This is a genomic window from Flavobacterium piscinae, assembly GCF_004122145.1.
In the GTDB taxonomy this organism is placed as follows: Bacteria; Bacteroidota; Bacteroidia; order Flavobacteriales; family Flavobacteriaceae; genus Flavobacterium; species Flavobacterium piscinae.
Genome location: NZ_SBKQ01000013.1, coordinates 62,926 through 84,413, shown reverse-complemented (window position 1 = coordinate 84,413; position 21,488 = coordinate 62,926). Strand labels below are relative to the sequence as shown.

General features: G+C 34.0%; 13 protein-coding genes. 10 read left to right on the top strand and 3 right to left on the bottom strand.

All coding sequences use genetic code 11. The features are described 5' to 3' along the window. On the top strand, positions 1-1,578 hold the full coding sequence (locus EQG68_RS12540; RefSeq protein ID WP_129465232.1) for a L,D-transpeptidase family protein: 1,578 nt from the start codon (positions 1-3) through the stop codon (positions 1,576-1,578). On the opposite strand, the gene EQG68_RS12535 is transcribed toward EQG68_RS12540, so the two are convergent. Next, a complete protein-coding gene (locus EQG68_RS12535) occupies positions 1,567-2,274 on the bottom strand; it encodes a murein L,D-transpeptidase catalytic domain family protein (protein WP_129465231.1) in 708 nt (235 codons plus the stop codon). The genes EQG68_RS12540 and EQG68_RS12535 overlap by 12 nt on opposite strands. Before the next feature lie 261 nt (positions 2,275-2,535). Here EQG68_RS12535 and EQG68_RS12530 point away from each other — a divergent pair, with 261 nt between their 5' ends. The 7 genes from EQG68_RS12530 (at position 2,536) to EQG68_RS12500 (ending at position 15,369) form a co-directional block, all read left to right on the top strand. Further along, positions 2,536-4,941 (top strand): DUF5916 domain-containing protein, encoded by a 2,406-nt coding sequence (locus EQG68_RS12530; protein WP_129465230.1) that lies wholly within the window; start codon positions 2,536-2,538, stop codon positions 4,939-4,941. Between the two features lie 52 nt (positions 4,942-4,993). Then, on the top strand, positions 4,994-6,511 hold the full coding sequence (gene gpmI, locus EQG68_RS12525; RefSeq protein WP_129465229.1) for a 2,3-bisphosphoglycerate-independent phosphoglycerate mutase: 1,518 nt from the start codon (positions 4,994-4,996) through the stop codon (positions 6,509-6,511). An 8-nt stretch (positions 6,512-6,519) separates the two neighbouring features. Next, a complete protein-coding gene (locus tag EQG68_RS12520; RefSeq protein WP_129465228.1) occupies positions 6,520-10,107 on the top strand; it encodes a T9SS type B sorting domain-containing protein in 3,588 nt (1,195 codons plus the stop codon). 154 nt (positions 10,108-10,261) lie between these two features. Continuing rightward, positions 10,262-10,933, top strand: coding sequence for a TetR/AcrR family transcriptional regulator (locus EQG68_RS12515; protein ID WP_129465227.1), 672 nt, complete (start codon positions 10,262-10,264; stop codon positions 10,931-10,933). 2 nt (positions 10,934-10,935) lie between these two features. Then, positions 10,936-12,612 carry a peptidase domain-containing ABC transporter gene (locus EQG68_RS12510; protein ID WP_129465226.1) on the top strand — a complete coding sequence of 559 codons (1,677 nt, stop codon included), beginning with the start codon at positions 10,936-10,938 and terminating at the stop codon, positions 12,610-12,612. Between the two features lie 2 nt (positions 12,613-12,614). Then, entirely contained in the window at positions 12,615-13,961 is a 1,347-nt protein-coding gene (locus EQG68_RS12505) for an HlyD family secretion protein (protein ID WP_129465225.1), read from the top strand. Between the two features lie 7 nt (positions 13,962-13,968). Further along, positions 13,969-15,369 (top strand): TolC family protein, encoded by a 1,401-nt coding sequence (locus EQG68_RS12500; protein ID WP_129465224.1) that lies wholly within the window; start codon positions 13,969-13,971, stop codon positions 15,367-15,369. Between the two features lie 100 nt (positions 15,370-15,469). Here the strand turns inward: EQG68_RS12500 and EQG68_RS12495 are convergent, their stop codons facing one another. After that, positions 15,470-16,753 carry an acetyl-CoA hydrolase/transferase family protein gene (locus EQG68_RS12495; protein ID WP_129465223.1) on the bottom strand — a complete coding sequence of 428 codons (1,284 nt, stop codon included), beginning with the start codon at positions 16,751-16,753 and terminating at the stop codon, positions 15,470-15,472. Between the two features lie 266 nt (positions 16,754-17,019). Here EQG68_RS12495 and map point away from each other — a divergent pair, with 266 nt between their 5' ends. After that, entirely contained in the window at positions 17,020-17,838 is an 819-nt protein-coding gene (gene map, locus EQG68_RS12490) for a type I methionyl aminopeptidase (protein ID WP_129465222.1), read from the top strand. After that, positions 17,838-18,602 carry a class I SAM-dependent methyltransferase gene (locus EQG68_RS12485; RefSeq protein WP_129465271.1) on the top strand — a complete coding sequence of 255 codons (765 nt, stop codon included), beginning with the start codon at positions 17,838-17,840 and terminating at the stop codon, positions 18,600-18,602. The genes map and EQG68_RS12485 overlap by 1 nt, the downstream gene beginning before the upstream one ends. Positions 18,603-18,659: 57 nt before the next feature. Here the strand turns inward: EQG68_RS12485 and EQG68_RS12480 are convergent, their stop codons facing one another. Beyond that, the gene (locus tag EQG68_RS12480; protein ID WP_129465221.1) at positions 18,660-21,467 is read right to left on the bottom strand and encodes a M16 family metallopeptidase; all 2,808 of its coding nucleotides are present in this window, start codon (positions 21,465-21,467) and stop codon (positions 18,660-18,662) included. Between the last annotated feature and the right edge of the window lie 21 nt (positions 21,468-21,488).

The window sequence follows — 21,488 nt, the reverse complement described above, 5'->3', positions numbered from 1 at the left end:
ATGAAGCATTTTTACCTACTTCTATTTTTACTCCTACTGATTTCTTGTGATAAGAAAAAAAAGCCCGACTCTTCCAATCCAAAACCAGTTGCTGTTGAAGTGACCGACGAAGGAAAAGTGTTGGCAATTGATTCCACTTATCTTTCAAAAAAGAACGATTCAATTCTTGTCGCTTTCTATCAAGCGAATGATAACAAGACATTTTGGTTGGCCTTCAATTGTAGGGAATCCTTGCTCACGGTTTTAAAGAATGTGGAAGAAGAAGGTTTGAATCCAAAAGACTTCGATTTAAAAAAAATCGGGAAATTAGAAAAATCCATTCCGACTTTATCCGATAAAGAATTGATTGACTTTGATTTTTTGCTTACACAAAATCTAAAAAAATATGTAGAAAAAGTAGCCAAAGGTTCTTTAAACCCAAAAGAATTGTACAAAGATTGGGATTTGAAAGAAAACAAAATCGACATACAACAATTGCTGTTGAATTTTCAACGAAAAGATTCATTTGATTTTGCTTTAAATGAAGTGAAACCAAGCCATATTATGTATCAAAAATTGAAACACAGTTTGCAACTGATTAATCAATTCCCGGATGAAAATTTTAAAAAACTGGAAATCAAAGACAAAATTGTACTTAACGACACCAACGCTATTTTAATTGAAGTTAAAAAGCGACTGGCCTATTGGTATGACATGAAAAAACCGGATTCGTTAACCAACATTTATGATGAAACTACGTTTAATGCCGTCAAAAACTTTCAAAGTCGGCATGGTTTAGCTCCTGATGGTGTGATTGGAAAAGGCACGATTGCCTCGCTGAATTTCACCAAACAAAAAAGAAAAGAACAAATAATTGCCAACATGGAACGCTGGCGATGGTATCCGCGAGAATTTGAAAAAGAATACCTCATCATCAATATTCCCGATTATTCGTTGCAAGTTGTAAAGGAAAAAGATACAGTAAAAACACATCGAATCATTGTTGGAAAAGCCAGTCGAAGAACACCGATATTGTCCTCGAAATTGAGCTATGTCGTTTTTAATCCAACTTGGACAGTTCCTCCCACAATTTTAAAAGAAGATGTGATTCCTGCTGCTACCAAAAACAGAGGCTATTTTGCCAGCAAAAACCTGACTATTTATGAAGGAGGTACGGTTGTGAGTCCATCCGATTGGATTCCTTCAAAGGGCAAATCCTATCGTTATGTGCAGGCACCCGGAAGTACAAACTCATTAGGATTAGTAAAAATAATGTTTCCAAATCGGTTTTCGGTTTATTTGCATGATACCAACACAAGAGGTTATTTTGAACGTGAAAACCGCTCGCTGAGTTCGGGTTGTGTGAGGGTTCAAAATCCGTTTGAATTAACCGAATACTTATTATCAGATTCTATTAATTGGAATAAAGAAAAAATTGATGAAGTGTTAGCCGAATCCAAAACCAAAAATGTCAATTTTACCAAACCCATTTACCTCCATCTTTTATATTGGACAGCTTGGAGCGATAAAAATCTACTGATTTTTAGAGATGATATTTACGGTTTGGATGCTGAATTGTATAAAAAACTACGAAATTAATTTCGAAGCCACTTTATAACTTCTTGAAGGATGATAAATAAACAAACACGATTTGTCTTTGATCGTTTTGATGATTTCTTGATTCAATTCCACTGGTAAAGCAGGACATCCTTGGCTTCTACCTAGGCGTTTATTTTGTTTGATGAATTGTTCTGAAACGTAATCAGCACCGTGAATTACGACTGCTCTCTCACGAGCTTTGTCGTTTATGCCTCTTTCCAAACCATCTAAACGAAGCGAAAGGCCATGTTTCCCTTGATAGGTTTCTCCGGTAAGGTAAAATCCTAAACTACTTTGGTACGACTCTGATTTATTAGAAAATTGTGTTGCAAATTCTTCACCGGAATTTCTTCCATGAGCCACTAATGAATGATACAAAACCGTATTGGAAGTCATATCAATCACCCACAATCTTTTGGAATTGGCAGACAAACTAAAATCAACAAGTGTTAGGATATCATTTTGAATTAAACCTTTTTGCTTTAATTGGTAAAAACCTTCTAAAGCTTTGGTGAAACTTTCAAGTTGTGGCAGTTTAAAATTATTTGCGTTAAGATTATTGTACAACGAAACCACCTTCGATTCGAAAGAAGTTTTGGAAGTTGATGCAATATTTTTAGGGTCTGTGGTATTATTTGAAGGTGTTGTGAATGAAAATAATCCAAACAGCAAGACCGGAAAAAGCTTGTAATTCATTGGTATTCTATAGGTTAAAAATTAGACTTGGGATGCCAAAAATATAAATTATAGGTTTAAAACCAAATTATTTTAGATTAATTATGCTCTTTTTTAAAAATTTAACTCACTTTTTATGAGTAGATTAAGCATAAAACGGAAAAAAACTACAATTCGTATAAGAAAAGTGTAACAGAGTAAAATTTTAACGTCTTTAAAAAATATTTCTTAACGAAATGATAAAGTAATTGTAGCTAAAAATCCAATAATTAATTTTGAATCATGAATTCAATCAGACCTCTCTTTTCAATCATTTTATTTCTACTAATAGGAACATTTCAAGTTTATAGTCAAAAAAAAACTACTGCCTTTCGAGTTAATGAATCCATTTCAATTGACGGAAAATTGAATGAAACCGTTTGGGAAAAAACATCTATCGCTAATAATTTTATTATGCTAGAACCAGAAAATGGTGTGCCGGAATCGACCGAAAGAAAATCGGAAGTTAGAATACTTTATGACGACAATGCCATATATGTTGGAGCAATTTTATATGACAATGAACCTTCCAAAATTGAAAAAGAAATTACCCAACGGGATAATTTTGGAACAGCCGATCACTTTGGTATTTTCATCAACGGTTTTAACGATGGTCAGCAGGATTTCAGATTTTTCGTCTCTGCCTCAGGAGTTCAAATGGATTGTTTGGCAACCGAAAACGGTGAAGATTTTTCTTGGGATGCCATTTGGAACAGTGAAGTAAAAATTACCGACTATGGCTGGGTAATTGAAATGGAAATTCCCTATGCAGCACTACGCTTTTCAAAAGAAAATGTTCAAACTTGGGGTGTTAATTTTTTTAGAGAAATTCGTCGATTCCGACAGAAAGTAACGTGGAGTAAAATCGACCGAGCTGTAAGTTCTTTCATTAATCAAGCCGGAATTTTAGAAGGTATTGAAAACATCAAAACACCTACCCGATTATTTCTGATTCCTTATACTTCCGGTTATATCGAATCGAACAATAACGATACCGAAAGTACTTTTAAAGCCGGAATGGATATTAAATACGGTATCAATGATTCATTTACTTTAGATGCAATTCTAGTTCCCGATTTTGGTCAAACCGCTTTTGATAATGTGGAATTAAATTTAGGACCATTTGAACAACAATTCAATGAAAACAGACCTTTTTTTACCGAAGGAACCGATTTGTTTTCCAAAGGTAATTTGGTTTACTCCAGAAGAATAGGTGGTCCGCCGTCTGCATCACCCTCAATAAGTGAAAACGAAACTGTCGAAACTTATCCAAATACTGTCAATCTTTTGAATGCTTTGAAAGTTTCGGGAAGGACTTCAGAAGGTTTAGGAATTGGTTTTTTAAATGCCATTACTGAAAAAACCTATGCTCGTATTCGAAACAATGACACGAACGAAATTCGAGAAGAATTGGTAGAGCCACTGTCCAATTATAACATATTGGTGTTTGACCAACGATTCAATCAAAATTCTTCTGTTTCATTTATCAACACCAACGTTACTCGATTTGGTGATTTTAGAGATGCCAATGTAACCGGCATTGTGTATGATATTAATTCCAAAGGAAATAAATTCAATATTTCGGGCGATTTAAAAATGAGCAGTATTTATGATGATAAAAAAGGAAATGGCTATTCAACCTATATAAATTTTGGTAAAACGTATGGAAAATACCGCTATTCCATAGCTTCGCAATATGTATCCAAAGATTTCGACATCAATGATTTAGGCATCAACTTTATCACGAATTACCACAATGTTGCCGCAAATTTTAATTATCGTATTTTAAATCCAACCAAACGATATAATTCCTTTAGATTAAATGCTAATTACTATATAGAACTTGAAAACACCACCGGTAAAGCACAGGATCATTGGATCAATATGAATATTAATTCCAGTACTTTAAAAAATGATTTTATTGGTTATGGCTTTTTAGTAAGTCCGTTTGTAACCTATAATTTTTATGAATCCAGAGTTCCCGGAAGACCATTGGCATTTCCGGCTACTGCCAATGCTTGGATTTATTTCTCCTCCAATTATAACCGAAAATTTGCGTTAGATGTTGAACCCTCTGTCCGAATTTTTGATCAGGAAAACCGATTAAATTATGGTTTATTTGTAAGTCCGAGGTATCGATTTAATGACAAATTAACGTTGATTTATTCCACCAATTATAACCGTCAAAATAGTGATATTGGCTGGGTAGATTTCTCAGAAAATGACATTATTTTGGCTGAAAGAAATCGAACAACATTAACCAATTCTATTTCCGGAAAATATGCCATTAACAACAAAATGACGTTGAATTTAACCACTCGACATTATTGGTCATTCGCCGAAAATGTTCAATTTCACACCTTGTTGGAGGATGGAACTTTTACACCAAATAACAATTACACGAACAATAAAGATGCTAATTTTAATTTGTGGAATTTTGATTTGTCCTATTCTTGGTGGTTTGCTCCGGGAAGTCAAATAACTGCTTTGTATCGAAACAATGCTCAAAACTTTTCCAACGAAATTAATAAAAGTTTTGGATCAAACGTTGGCAATGTTTTTGAAGATAATTTAAATCATGTTTTTTCGGTGAGTTTACGCTATTTTATTGATTATAACAAAGCTAAAAATTGGTTTAAAAAAGTGTAAATCTCGCATCCGCATAGACGTAATTCATTATCTTTGCTACAAAATTTTTCCTATGAACAAGAAAGTTATCCTAATGATTTTAGACGGATGGGGACATTCTCCCGATCCTATAGTTTCAGCTATTGACCATGCGAATACACCGTTTATTGATTCGCTATACAAAAAATATCCAAATGCGGAATTGAGAACAGATGGTTTAAATGTAGGACTTCCGGAAGGTCAGATGGGAAATTCTGAAGTAGGTCACATGAATTTAGGTGCGGGAAGAATCATTTATCAGGAATTAACCCGTATCAATTTAGCGGTTCAACATAAAACTTTAAATAATGAAAAAGTACTTCAAGATGCTTTTTCTTATGCTAAAACAAATCAAAAAAATGTACATTTTTTAGGGTTAGTTTCCGATGGTGGTGTACATTCCCATACGTCACATTTAAGAGGACTATTAGATGCCGCAAATGATTTTGGATTAGAAAAAGTTTTTGTTCATGCGTTTACAGATGGTAGAGATGTTGATCCAAAATCAGGAAGAGGATACATCGAATCGTTGGAAAACTATCTTTCTCATACTAAAGCTAAACTTGCTTCAGTTTGTGGGAGATATTATGCAATGGACAGAGACAAACGTTGGGAGCGAGTGAAAAAAGCCTATGATTTATTAGTGAATGGAATTGGAACTTCTTCCTCTAACGCAACTGACACAATTCAAAAAAGTTATGATGCTGAAATTACGGATGAATTTATCGAGCCAATTGTTATGACCGACTCAAAAGGGAAACCTCTTACAACCATTCAAAATGGAGATGTGGTCATATTCTTCAACTTTAGAACGGATCGTGGCAGACAATTGACAGAAGCATTATCACAACAGGATTTTCACGAACAAAACATGCACAAATTGGATTTGTATTATGTAACGATGACTAATTACGATGAAACGTATAAAAATATCAAAGTAATTTACAATAAGGATAACATCTCCGAAACATTGGGAGAAGTATTGGAAAGAAACCATAAAAAGCAAATCCGAATAGCAGAGACGGAAAAATATCCGCACGTAACTTTTTTCTTTTCCGGTGGTCGCGAAGAACCTTTTGAAGGCGAAACACGTATCTTGAGAAACTCACCAAAAGTAGCAACCTATGATTTGAAACCCGAGATGAGTGCTTTTGAATTAAAAGATGCCTTGGTGGAAGAACTCAAAAAAGGAGAAGTTGATTTTGTTTGTTTAAATTTTGCTAACGGCGATATGGTGGGACATACCGGTGTAATGGATGCCGCTATTAAAGCCTGCGAAGCAGTAGATGTTTGTGTAAAAGAAGTGATTGAAACTGCTTTGGCAAATGATTATACCACTATTGTTATCGCAGATCATGGTAATTGTGAAACCATGATTAATCCGGATGGTTCTCCTAACACAGCTCATACAACCAATCCCGTTCCCGTGATTTTGGTTGATAACGAATTAAAAACAATCCACAATGGTGTACTAGGAGATATTGCACCAACCATTTTAGCCCTCATGGGAATTGAACAACCGAATGCTATGACAAGGCATTCCTTACTGTAAAAATTATTTTGAAATCGATTTATAATTTTTTTTTTCTATTTTGGATTTTTACTGTCCAAAACTCCTTCGCACAAGGTGGAGCACCTTCTTGTGCACAATTTCAAGCTAATTTTGAAGCGTATCAATCGTGTGCCACCAGTATTCCGTTTCAGAATTCTGTAGGTGGAAACAACGAGAATTTTAACACCACTTGCATTAATGACAATTTTCAAGGCCCGACTTGGTTTTTCATTCAAATACAAACACCTGGAAACATTATTTTGCAAATCAATCAAGTTGGAAATAATGGGGCAGGAACTGACGTTGATTTTGTGCTTTGGGGACCTTTTAATGATCTTTCCAATGTTTGCAGTCAATTAAATACTTCGGTTGAAGTAGACTGTAGTTGGTTGCCTGACAGTGTTGAAATTGTTACAATCCCCAATGGTCAAGTAGGAGAATTATATGTTTTGTTGATTGACAATTATTCAAACGTTCCTGGCGAAATTACTATTACTCAAATTGGTGGCACGGGAAGTTCGGATTGTAGCTTTTTGTCATCAGTAGATATTACCGATGAAGCAGGAAATGAAATTACGCAAACTGACTACTGTAAACCGGAAACAAAAAGTATAACCGCTACAATTGATGTAACCGATTTTGACGGAAACCCTTCCGATTTACGGTTTAACTATTCTTGGTATCGCAATGGTGTTTTGATTACCACGATAACAAACAGCACTACAAATACCAATACTTTAGCAAACATTGCCGAATCTGGTACGTACAAGGTGGAAACAACGGCATATGACAGTACAGACCCAACCGTAGACTTAACAAATTTACCCGTTAGTGAAGATGAAATAGAATTGAAATTTTTTATATTACCTGATGTTTCAATACAAAATAGTACAACAAATTGTTTGAACGATAATCCAATTCTGCAAAGTATTATTTTGAATCAAAATCAATTTGATTCCATTGTTGATAATCCAATTTATCAATGGTACAGAAATGATGTAGCTATTTTTGGTATTTCGAACGAAAGTTTTTCACCTGTTTTACCAGGAAAATATACATTAGGAATAAAAAATGGTGGTTGTAACGAAGTTATTTCGAACTCAATTTTTATTTATGACACTCCACAAGTAACTGTTTTTGATACAACATCAATTTGTGATAATGATAGTTACACCTTAATCTCTTCCATTGCCAATAGTGGAAATTTGAATAATTTGACGTATCAATGGTATCAAAACAATACGCCCATTGTAGGTGCAAACGCACCAACATTGTTAGTTTCTACAACTATTCAAGCAACTAATTCTACTGCTAATTATTATTTGGAAGTTACAGAAGAAGGAATTTGCGTCGGAGAATCAAATACTGTTTCTATTCAAATAAATGCTGTTCCGGTTCTCAATCCGAATCCGGTTATTATGGAACAATGTGATTATATTACACCAAATAACGACGGAATTGCCACAACTAATTTAACTACGGCATACAACGAAATTACCAACAATATTGCCGGATTAACTTTGTATTATTTTTTAGACAGTGGTTTAACACAACCTATTTTAAATCCGGAAACTTTTGTTAATACTTCTTCAAATCAAACCATTTATGTAATTGCCGTCAATGAAAGTGCCACCCCAAATTGCACCTCAACATCTGTTGCCACCATTGCTTTAACTATAAATCCCACTAGTTTATCTACCTATCCAAACATGGCTTCGATCTGTCCGGTTTTGAATGAAAATTATGGATTGGTCAATTTTTCATTACAAGAAAATATTATTAGAACAACTTTTTTTAGTGGTAATCCTGTTGAAATTACCTTTTATTTAACTGCAATTGATGCTTCAATAAAAGTGAATCAACTGAATGATTTATCTCAAATACCAATTGGTACTCAAACCATTTACACTCGAGTGGAAACAAATAATATCTGTGAAGGGGTAGGAACATTTCAAGTTGAAGTTAAAACTCCACCTATTCAGAACAGCATTAATTCAATTAATCTTTGTGAAAATGAGACAGTTGTGTTGAATAGTTTTGATACCGAAGCTTTGCTTTCGCAAAACGCTTCGGTGCAAACCTCTTATTTCAGAACCTTTCAAATGGCGGAAAACAATAGCGGTTCATTAAACAAAAATATTCCACAAGCTTTTCCGGTTGGCAGCAATACAATTTTTGTTCGCTTATTTGACACAATTACACAATGTTTTTCAATAGTTAATTTCAACATTGAAGTTTTCCCAAATCCGGTTATTTTTGTGCCAAATCCAATTTCGATTTGCGGTGATACAATTGCTTTATTTGACTTAACACTGCGTAATAATCAAATTTCGGGAGGCAACACAAATTATGAAATTTTTTATTATGAAACAGCAGCCGATCTTGCTGCTGATAATTTTATAACACAACCGTCTACTTATTCATCAACCACTAAAACAATTCTCGTAAAAGTCGTTGACCCAACCAATAATAATTGTTTTTCAATAACCAATTTAAGCCTAGCTGTTGTGACTATTCCCGGAAGTATAAACAACCCTGCTCCTATTGAAAAATGTGATGACAGTGGTTTTTTTACTTTTGACTTAACGGAAAGAGCTACCGAAATTCTAGGCCCTTCTTCCACAAGTAATACTATTATCCGTTATTATGAAAATTTTGCTGATGCACAAAACAACAACAATTCCTTCATTCAAAACCCCACAAGTTTTACGAATTCTGTTGAAGGCTTTCAGAAGATTTATATTCGTGTGACCAGCACAACCAATTTTGACAGCGAATCGGGGCAAGCTTGTTTTAGAGTTTTAGAACTAGACCTTTATGTTCGTCCTTTTCCGGAAAATAATTTAAGAACTTTCCCTTATTACATTTGCGTTGATGAAAATGGGAACATTCTAAAAGAAGCCTTCATTAGAACGCTACTCAATGAAACCGAATATTCTTTTGAATGGTTTACAGACATTGATGCACAACCGGGAAATCAAATTGCAGGAGAATCACTTAGTACATTTTCAACGGATATAGAAGGTAATTTTTCGGTTTTAGTGACAAATATTTCCAATGCGGCACTTTGTTCAAGTGTTTTTAATTTTACAACCATCAAAACATTGGCACCAAATGCGGTTACGATTTCACCTCAAAATCTTATCGGATTCGAAAATCAAAATACAATAACGGCAACAGCAACTCCTTCCTCTTCCGATTATGAATATTCCATTATTCCTGATTTGTGGCAAGAAAGTCCTGTTTTTACAAACATTGCAGCCGGAGATTTTGTGCTACGTGTTCGCAATAAATTTGGTTGTGATGAAATAAGTACCACTTTTACCGTGCTGGATTTTCCACTCTTTTTTACACCAAATGGCGATGGTTTTAACGACACCTGGAAAGTAATTGGTTCACCAATTATAGAAATTGTTCATATTTATATTTTCGATCGATTTGGAAAACTTCTGAAAGAAATTGGACAAAACGGCAATGGTTGGGATGGCACTTTCAACGGAAGACCAATGCCTTCAGATGATTATTGGTTTAAAGTTGTTTACAAAAAGGAAGGAATTGAACAAGAATTTAGATCAAATTTTAGTTTGAAAAGGTAAAAATAAATAGATTTCAAAAATCTAGTCCTGCTTTGGCGGGACTTTTTTTTACTTTTTACATGCACAACTATTAAAATTTAGTTAATCAATTTCAATATCAATAGCTTTACTATTACATTTGCGTTGTTATATTACATTCATAAAAAACAACTGTATGAAAAACATTTTGGAAGGCATCAAAATAAACATCAGTCCAAAAATTTATGTCAAAGATCCAGAAACCTCAGAATTGGGTAAAAAGATCATTGAAAACAGTATTTTACTTATTGATGAAATTGGCTTTGATAATTTTACTTTTAAAAAATTAGGCCAACGAATTGGTTCAAACGAAAGCTCAATCTATCGTTATTTTGAAAGTAAACATAAACTTTTACTCTACTTAACTTCCTGGTATTGGGGCTGGTTAGAATTTAAATTAGTGTTGTCTACCAACAATATTTCAAATCCGCAAGACAAATTGATAAAAGCAATTGAGATTGTAACGGAAGAAATAATAACCGACAGCAACCATCCGCATATCAATGAAATTGTTTTGCATAAAATTATCATTTGCGAATTCTCAAAATCCTATCTCACAAAAGAAGTTGACGAAGAAAACAAAGAAGGTTATTTTCTAATTTACAAACGTGTCATAAATCGAATTATTGAAATGGTAAAGGAGGTAAATCCGTCTTTCCCTTTTGCAAAAAGTCTTGTTTCGACACTCGTTGAAGGAGCCTTACACCAACACTTTCTCAAAGTACATTTTAAATCAATTACAGATTGTTCTGAAAAAAATACTCCCACTGAGTTTTTCAAAACGTTAGTTTTAAAACAAATCAGTTAATTATGGAATTAAATTCAAATACAACTACGCCTCTCAAACGGTTCATCAACCTTTTAAAAATGGATAAAAAAGACATTTATCAAGTGTTTTTCTACGCTATTTTTTCTGGTATTGTAAGTCTATCGTTGCCACTGGGTGTTCAAGCTATCATCAATCTGATTCAAGGCGGAAGGGTCAGTTTATCGTGGATTATTTTGGTAACAGTTGTTCTTTTAGGTATCATTTTTAATGGTATTTTAAGACTCATGCAATTGAGAATTACGGAAAGCATTCAACAGAAAATATTTATTCGTTCTTCCTTTGAATTCACATTTCGATTTCCGAAAATAAAATATACTGAATTCAATAACAATTATCCACCCGAACTTGCCAATCGATTTTTCGATACTATTACCGTTCAAAAAAGTGTAGCTAAATTGATTTTGGATTATTCTGAATCGTTGTTGCAAATAGTATTTGGATTATTATTACTCTCCATCTATCATCCATTGTTCATTTTGTTTGGGCTCTTACTTTTTATTGTTTTGTATTTGATTTTCAGAATTTCATTTGAAAATGGTTTAAAAACGAGTTTAACAGAATCAAAATACAAGTATAAAGTTGCCCACTGGATTCAAGAAATCGCTCGAAATTATTTTGGTTTTAAAAGCAAAATAGAATCCGAATTTGCATTGAGTAAAAACGACAAATTAGTTACAGAATACCTTAAATCCAGGGAAAGTCATTTTGAAGTAATCAAAAGACAATTTATTCAACTAATCGGTTTTAAAGCTCTTATTTCTGCCGGATTGCTTTTAATTGGTGGCTACTTAGTTATTCAACAGCAATTGAATATTGGTCAGTTTGTTGCCGCCGAAATCATTATCCTTTTAGTAATCAATTCGGTAGAAAAAATTATTGTGGGACTAGAAACTTTTTATGATGTATTAACTTCAATTGAAAAAATAGGTCAAGTTGTTGATATGGAAATTGAAGAAGAAGACAATTCTGAAAGCACTTATTGTTATAAAAATATTCAATTTGAAATTGATCAATTAAACTTTGCTTTTCCGGATTCTAACAAAAAAATTCTAAACTCTATTTCACTCAATATCAAACAAGGTGAAAAAATATATCTCGATGGAAAAAATGGTTCCGGAAAAACTACATTACTTCGCATTTTAGCGGGATTAATTCACAGTAACGGAAGTTCAATTTATATTAATGACGAACATTATAATAAAATAAATATGGAGCAATATCGGTCGCAAATTGGTATTATAACCGAAGGACAAACCTTATTTGAAGGGACTATTGCTGAAAATATCACATTTAAAAACCCAAAAATAGCTACAGAAAAACTAAAATTGGTGTTAGAAAAAATAAAACTAACTGAAATAATTAAAAAAATGCCAAAAGGATTAGACGAAAAAATCCTAACCGAAGGGAAACAATTGCCTTCTTCTTTAGCACAAAAAATTATTTTGGCAAGAGCAATTGTAAACGACCCATTAGTATTATTTTTAGAAAACCCATTTGATAAAATGGATGATGATGAAAGTAAAGAAATCATTGATTTTATCCTATCAAATGAGAATAATTGGACAGTAATTGTAACTTCTAAAAATAATTATTGGAAAGAAAAATGCAATCGAATCATAACATTAGACAAAGGTAAATTAATTTCAGATACTAAATAACTATGTTGAATATATCACGAAATAATATAAATGAGAAAGTAAATCTGACTCGTTTCAATACCATTCAAAAATTGAGTGAAAGAAGGTATTTCAAAACATTCAATCGTTTATTGATGTGGTTTATGATTGGCACTTGTTTGTTTATTTTGCTGCCATGGACACAGAATATACAAGGCTCCGGATTTGTAACTACCGTTTCGCCGGAACAACGTCCGCAAACCATCCATACTGCTATTGCCGGACGTATCGAAAAATGGTATGTTTCAGAAGGACAGTATGTAAACAAAGGCGATACAATTCTTTTTATTTCGGAGATTAAAGAAGATTATTTTGACCCTAATTTGGTGGATAACACTGAAAACCAAATGAAAGCAAAAATACTTTCGGAAGAATCATATGAAGGAAAAGCGAACTCACTTTCATCTCAAATTGCAGCTATCGAACGTGAACGAATTCTAAAACTTGAACAAGCCAGAAATAAAATTGAACAATCGCTTTTGAAAGTAAAAAGTGACAGTATGGATTTGGAAGCAGTTAAAACCCAACTGAAAATTGCTCAAACCCAGTTTAAACGTTCGCAAGATTTAAATAAAGAAGGCTTAAAACCGATGACTGATGTAGAGGACAAACGCTTAAAGTTGCAAGAATCGGAGGCGAAAATCATCACCCAACAAAACAAATTATTGACTGCCAAAAATGAGTTGATTAATGCCCGTGTAGAAATAAATCGTATCACAGCAGAATATACTGATAAAATTTCTAAAGCTCAAAGTGAGCGGTTTACTGCATTAAGTAGTCAGTTTGATACTGAAGCACAAGTGAATAAACTTCAGAATCAGGTGACCAATTATAAAATGCGAAATGAACTATACTACATTAAAGCTCCTCAAAATGGTTATGTGAACCGTGCTTTGCAATCCGGAATTGGAGAAACCATTAAAGAAGGAACACCAGTTGTGAGTATTATGCCGTCTAAATACGATATTGCTGTTGAAACCTTCATTGACCCGATAGATATGCCGCTGATTCACAAAGGTGAAAAAGTTCGTATTTGGTTTGACGGTTGGCCAACAATCGTTTTTAGCGGTTGGCCTAATTCTTCTTATGGAACTTTTGGCGGAAAAATTGTGGCGGTCGAAAACTTTATTAGTACGAACGGAAAATACCGCGTCTTAATCGCTCAAGATCCGGAGGATAAACCTTGGCCAAAAGAATTGAATATCGGTGCCGGTGCACAAACATTTGCTTTGTTGAATAATGTTCCGATTTGGTATGAATTATGGCGAAAATTAAACGGATTCCCACCGAATTTTTATACGCCTACAACTACCACTGAATCAAAAAAATAGTCATCCAATGAAAAACAAAGTTTATTTACTATTGTTGTTTTCAGTTTTTTCTTGGTCACAAAATTTGGCCACAGATTCCATTTTGACGTTGGATGCCTATTTAGGTTATGTAAAACAATTTCATCCATTGGTGAAACAAGCCAATTTGGAAGTAAGTCAAGCTCAAGCAGGAATCATTGCCGCTCGTGGTGGATTTGACCCTAAAATTGAGGTAGATTATGAAAACAAACAATTTAAAAATTCTGAATACTTTGATTTATTAAATTCAACTTTTAAAATTCCTACTTGGTATGGAATAGAGATTAAAGCCGGTTTTGATCGGATGGAAGGTGTTTTTTTAAATCCACAAAACACGGTTCCTACTAATGGATTGGCTATGGCAGGAATATCTATTCCCATTGGGCAAGGTTTATTGATAAATGACCGAATGGCCGATTTGAAAAAAGCCAAAATTTATAACAATTTATCACAGGCAGAACGCGACTTGGAAGTGGCCAATGTGCTTTATATGGCTTCAAACAGTTATTTCAATTGGTATAGAAATTATAATGAATACAAGCTTTATGAAACTTTTTTAAAGAATGCTCAATTTCGTTATGATGGTATAAAAGGATTAATTATAGCCGGTGATCGTCCTGCTATTGATAGTATTGAAGCCGGAATATTGGTTAAATCCCGCCAATTAAGTTTGGAGCAATCACGCTTAAAATTGCTTAAATCAAAGTTGGAATTATCGAACTTTTTATGGTTTGAAAATAATTTACCTTTGGAATTACAAGACGGGATATCACCGGAAACCGAATTGGAAAAAAAGGTTGAAAATACTTTAAAAACAAACGGGTTACTATTGGCTGACATTGATTTTCAAAACCATCCTAAAATCCGTTCATTACAGAATAAAGTATCTATTTTGGAGGTGGAAAAACGACTCAAAGGCGATTTGTTAAAACCTACTATTAATTTAAATTACAATTATTTATCGGAACCTGAATTTGTTCGTGATTTTAATACCGTCAATTATAAATATGGCGTCAACTTTAGCTTTCCTCTATTTCTCAGAAAAGAAAGAGGCAATTTTAAAATGGCTAAGTTCAAATTGCAAGATGCGGAATTAGACTTGCAACTTGAAAACCAAGTATTACGTAACAAAATTGATTATCAATTGCAAGAAATCAATTCATTGAAAGAGCAAATTGATATTGCAAATGAATTAGTAGCTAACTTCACAACGATGCTTGAAGCTGAAGAACGAATGTTCTTTTTTGGAGAAAGTTCGTTGTTTTTAATTAATTCGAGAGAGAACAGTTTATTAAGTTCCAGTTTACAACAAATCGACACCCAATTACGATTCTGTGTTTCCAATGCCGATTTGTTTAAATTAATTGCGAATCCGCAGTTTAATGAATAATCGGTTAGTTTTTTTGGTTTAAAAGTTTAAAAGAGATTTTAGTTAATAGTTGTAATCCTTCTAAACTATCCCTTCTAAACTTTTAAACACTTAAACCTTTTTAAACCCTTTTTTTAATTTCCATCATTTCAAAGTATGCTTTGTCAATCCACTCACGGTGGTTGGGGTGAGCTATTTTTACCATTTCGGCCACGCGTTGTTTTAGCGTCTTACCGTAAAGGTTAGCTATTCCGTATTCGGTTACAATATATTGAACATGGGAACGAGTGGTCACCACACCGGCTCCTTGTTTTAAGAATGGTACAATTCTACTTTCACCTTTTTTGGTTTGAGAAGGTAGTGCAATGATAGCTTTACCTCCGACACTTAAGGATGCTCCTCTTATAAAATCCATTTGACCTCCTACTCCTGAATACATATTTCCTCCAATAGAGTCGGCACAAACTTGACCCGTTACATCTACTTCAATCGCTGAATTAATGGCTACCATTTTAGGGTTTTTGCGAATTCTTGCAGTGTCATTTACCGCGGAAGATTCTTTTAATTCCACAAAAGAATTATCATCAACAAAATCATATAACCGCCGTGATCCCATTAAAAATGTTGCTAAAACCCTTCCACGTGTGGTTCCTTTGTAATTACAATTGATAACATCGTTTTCAATTAAATCGATAACCCCATCTGAAAACATTTCGGTATGAAGACCTAAATCTTTGTGGTTGGTTAACTTACTTAAAGCCGCATTGGGAATAGAGCCTATCCCCATTTGAAGCGTACTTTTATCCTCAATTAATGAAGCAATATAATTTCCAATTTTTTCTTCTTCTGAAGTAAATATTTCAATACCATGAGTAAAAATCGGTTCATTTACATCCACCAAATAATCAATTTCAGACTCGTGTAAAATTCCATCGCCAAACGTTCTTGGCATTTGCGGATTCACTTGTGCAATGACAATTTTTGCATTTTCAATGGCAGCTACAGTTGCTTCTACAGAAACTCCCAATGAACAATAGCCATGTCTGTCCGGTGGTGAAACATGAATAAAAACAACATCCAAAGGCAATACATTTTTGCGAAATAAATTGGGTAATTCACTTAAAAAAACCGGAGTATAAGAACCATTTCCTGCTTTGAGTGTATGCCGAACATTGGCCCCAATAAAAAATGAATTCACATGAAAACTTGATGCTAATTCCGGATTAGCGTAGGGAGCTTCTCCCTCAGTGTGTAAGTGACAAATTTCTACATTTTTTAATTCTGATGCTCTTTCGGTTAGTGCTTTTGTTAAAACGGTTGGAGAAGCAGCAGCAGCTTGAACGTAAACCCTATCCCCGGATTTAACGACTTTTACGGCTTGCTCTGCTGTAACATATTTGCTCATAGTTCCTAAATTTTGAACAAAGATAAGGTTGGATTTTCACATAAAAACTGATATTTCTCATTGTTTTTGCTGATTTTAGCCCCGGTAGTAGCGGAAAGCCTTTTGCAGGATTGTTGCATTTTTTCTTAGTAAAAAAAGCGACTTTAGAAGCTCTTTTTTTGCTTTAGAAAAAAGCAACAAAACAAAAAAGCTTGCAGCGGATGACGGGAAATTGCTTCTAATAAAAAAGATAAAAATGTGTACCTTTGTGCCTTTAAAATTTGATTATGATTATCCCAAAAACCCGAGAAGAAATTGAGTTAATGCGTGCGAGTTCGCTATTGGTTTCGAAAACACTTGGTATGATTGCGAAGGAAATCAAACCCGGTGTAACGACATTATATTTAGACAAGTTAGCGGAAGAATTTATTCGTGATCATGGTGGTGTGCCGGCTTTCTTGGGTTTGTATGGTTTTCCGAATTCGTTGTGTATGAGTCCGAATGCACAAGTGGTTCATGGTATTCCGAATAATAAACCGTTGGAAAGTGGTGATGTGATTTCGGTGGATTGTGGCGTATTGATGAATGAATTTTACGGTGATCATGCGTATTCTTTTGAAATTGGCGAGGTGGCTCCTGAAACTAAAAAGTTGTTGAAAATAACCAAAGAATCATTATACATTGGAATTCGAGAATTTAGGGCCGGTAACCGTGTAGAAGATGTTGGAAACGCCATTCAAAAATATTGTGAGTCACATGGCTATGGTGTTGTGCGAGAATTGGTTGGTCACGGTTTAGGACGAAAAATGCACGAAGATCCGGAGATGCCGAATTATGGTAAAAGAGGTCGCGGAAAGTTATTTGTGGAAGGCATGGTCGTTGCCATTGAGCCAATGATTAACATGGGTACTAAAAACATCAAACAGTTAAAAGACGGTTGGACGATTTTAACGGCTGACATGAAGCCTAGTGCACATTTTGAACACAATGTAGCGTTAATTGACGGCAAACCGGAGTTGCTTTCAACCTTTCAATATGTTTATGATGCTTTGGGGATTGTGAGTGATGAGGAGAAGGAATTTAGGAGATCACCCTTGGTATTATGATAAAAAAAATAGTCAAATTTATATTAAATAAAATCCCGAGGCCATTTCTTATTCGGTTAAGTTATGTAGTGCGACCTATTTTGGCTTTCTTATTAAAAGGAAATCGTTTTACCGACCCAATTGACGGAAAAAGTTTTAGAATGTTTTTACCTTATGGATATGGAAAGCAACGCAATAATGTATTATCTCCAAGTACACTTTCGTTGGAAAGACATCGATTGTTATGGTTGTATTTAAAGAATGAAACCGATTTTTTTACAGCTCCAAAAAAGGTATTACATTTTGCACCGGAGCAAGCCTTTTACAAACGTTTCAAAAATCAAAAAAATTTAGATTATACCACTACTGATTTGCTTTCTCCGTTGGCTGATGTGAAAGCGGATATTTGTAATCTTCCGTTTGAAGACAATTTGTATGATATGATTTTATGCAATCATGTTTTAGAACATATTCCGGATGATACAAAAGCGATGCAAGAGTTGTATCGTGTTTTAAAACCGGGCGGCATGGGGATTTTTCAAATTCCGCAAGATTTGTCAAGACCCACTACTTTTTCAGATGATTCGATCACGGATAAAAAAGAAAGAGCCCAAATTTTTGGTCAATATGATCATGTTCGTGTATATGGAAGAGATTATTTTGACAAATTAAGAAGCGTTGGTTTCACGGTTATCGAAGAAGATTATACGACAAAAATTTCACCTGAATTAGTTGAGAAATATTGTTTGTCTAAAGGAGAAATCATTCCGGTTTGTTTTAAATAAAAATAAAGCCCACGGTTTCAACCATGGGCTAATAAATAAAATCATTTAATTTGTAAATTATTCTTCCGGCATTAACATGGCCACTACCTTGTCTTTTGAAAGGTATTTTTTGGCCACAGCTTGAATATCTTTTGCAGTAACTGCATCGATTTTTTGTTCCACACTTAAAATTTCATCTGCAGAAACTCCGTAAGTAAACGATCGCGTTAAATAAGACATCCAGTAATTATTCTGTTTGATTTTTTCCTTATAGTCTAATTTTTCTGCTTCTTTGAATTTATTGATATCTTTCTCCTCCGGACCATTCTCAATAATTTTGTTTAATTCCCTTAACGCTGATTGAGTTAATGCTTCTGCATTCTCCGGTCCGCAAGGGAAATTAATAGTAAAATTATAACTGCCATAAGGCACTTTGTTCATACTTCCTCGGGCACTTGCTCCATAAACTCCACTTTCATTTTCACGAAGCTCTTCAATTAATTTGATTGTTAAGACTTCACCAGCTGCACGCAAGGCAAGAGCTTCTTTGGCATCATAGGTACAGTCACCATAGAACATTATGTTTACTGTGCTTTTTGGGTCTTTCCCTTTTTTAACTACTTTTTTCAAATCCCCTTTTTTCATTCTGTAACCTAAATCAACAGCTTTTTCAGCTGTCCCGTTTGATGGTAAAGAGGCTAGATAAAGGTTGGCAAACTCTTCTAACTTTTGTTCATCTATATTACCAACAAAATAAAAATGGAAATCTGCTGCATTTGCAAAACGCTCTTTGAATTTTTTATAAGCCAATTCATAATCTGTTTTTTCCCAAGCAGCATCATCCGGTAAAATTCCTTTAAATCTTGGATTATCTTGATTCAAATAAGTATATAATTCATTTTGAAAATGCATGGTTGGCATAGCCTTCATATTAGCCATAAAACCATTTTGTTTGATTTTGTAGCTTTCAAAAGCTTCATTATCCATATTTAAATCGGTAAAATAAGCATAAACCATTTGAAAAAGATATTCTAAATCTTTTGGTGTTGTTGATCCGCGGAAACCTTCTTGCGTTCCACCAACATAGGGATTAACTCTGGCAATTTTACCGGTCATAAATTTGTTAATATCGTTTAATTTCATTCCCGAAAAACCAGCTTCTGTAAGTCCCCCCATTGCCCACTGCACTTTTTCAAACTCTTCATTTCCAATTAAATTTGAGCCTCCAAAACTTAACGCTTCAAAAAGAATTTCATCATTTTTAAAGTCTGTTTTTTTATAGGTAACTTTTGCTCCGTTGGATAAGGTTAGAGTTGTTGTGCCGATTTTATCATTGGTTTCTTTTTTAGCAACCGAACCTTTTTTTACCGGATTTCGTAGTAAGCTTTCAGCTACAGCTTCATCAACATAGGCAGTTATTGAAGATTTATCAACTTTTATTGAATTTAAAACTTCTTGTTCAGTTGGTTTTACCATTCCTTCTTTTTCAGGTCCTGTTAGAATAACTACCCTATTGTCTTCTTTTATATAACCATTAATCAATTTATTGGTTTCTTCAAGAGTAATTGATGGTAATAATTTTTGCATGGTTGTAAATGTCCATTCAATTCCGGGAATCGGATCATTTTGTAAAAAATTTCCTTGGTATTCCCATACATAATTTTCAGATTCTGTCTTATCCCTTTCATTGTATTGTTGTTCAATTTGAGCTAAAAATTCTGTTTTTGCTCTTTCCAACTCCCCTTTTGTAAATCCAAAAGTTTTTACACGCTCATTTTCTTCCACTAATATTTTCAAGGCATCTAATTGTTTGTCTTGAGGCACCATCGCAAAGGATTGAAATGCTTTTTTCGTTTTAGCATACGTCCCACCATAATAAGAATATCCATACGTAAATGGTGGATTAGGCGAGTTTCTCTTTTCTTCCAAACGATTGTTTAACATTGTTGCAAACAAACCAATCGTTAATTCCTCTTTCATATCACCAATCGTTTTCACTACTTTTGGTTCATCATAATCTTTATAAAGCAATTGAACTTGTGTGAAAGCTGCTTCCGGATCACTTTCTATTGCCACAAAAGTTTCTTTGTGATTAGGAACGTCAAATTTAGTTCTTGGACGTTCGTTTTTAGGATTTTTATATTTTGAAAAATGAGCGATAATTTTTTTCTCCATCTCAGCTTCATCAATATCACCAACAACGATAACACTCATTAAATTTGGTCTGTACCAATCTTTATAAAAACTCACTACTTTATCATAGGTAAAGTTTTCCAAAATTTCTTTTTGACCAATTGGAAGACGTTTAGCATAATGTGAATTATACATCATTTTGGGCATAAACCGACCCATCATTCTCTTGTCTGCTCCCAAACCAATTCGGTATTCTTCTAAAACAACACCTCTTTCTTTATCAATTTCTTCCGGAGTTAATGTTGTGTTGAAAGCCCAATCCTCAATAATTTGAAATCCTTTTTCCAGTTTCTCAGGATCATTGGATGGAATGGGAAGAAAATAAACTGTTTCATCAAAACTAGTATAGGCATTCAAATGCTGACCGAATTTCACCCCAATACTTTGCAAATAATCTACTAATTCATTTTTTGGAAAATTCTTTGTACCATTAAAGCACATGTGCTCCATAAAATGAGCTAATCCTTGTTGGTCATCATTTTCTAGAATGGAACCTGCATTTATAACCAATCGTAAGTCAACCTTGTTTTCCGGTTTAGCGTTTTTCTTGATATAATACGTTAATCCGTTCTTTAATTTTCCGGTTTTTACTGTTGGATCCATCGGAATCGGATTGTCTAATTTTAGTTCTTGTGCAAAAACCAAAGAAGGCAAAGCAAGTAAAAACAAGAATAGTTTGTTTAGTTTTTTCATATAAAAATTATTAATGTTTTG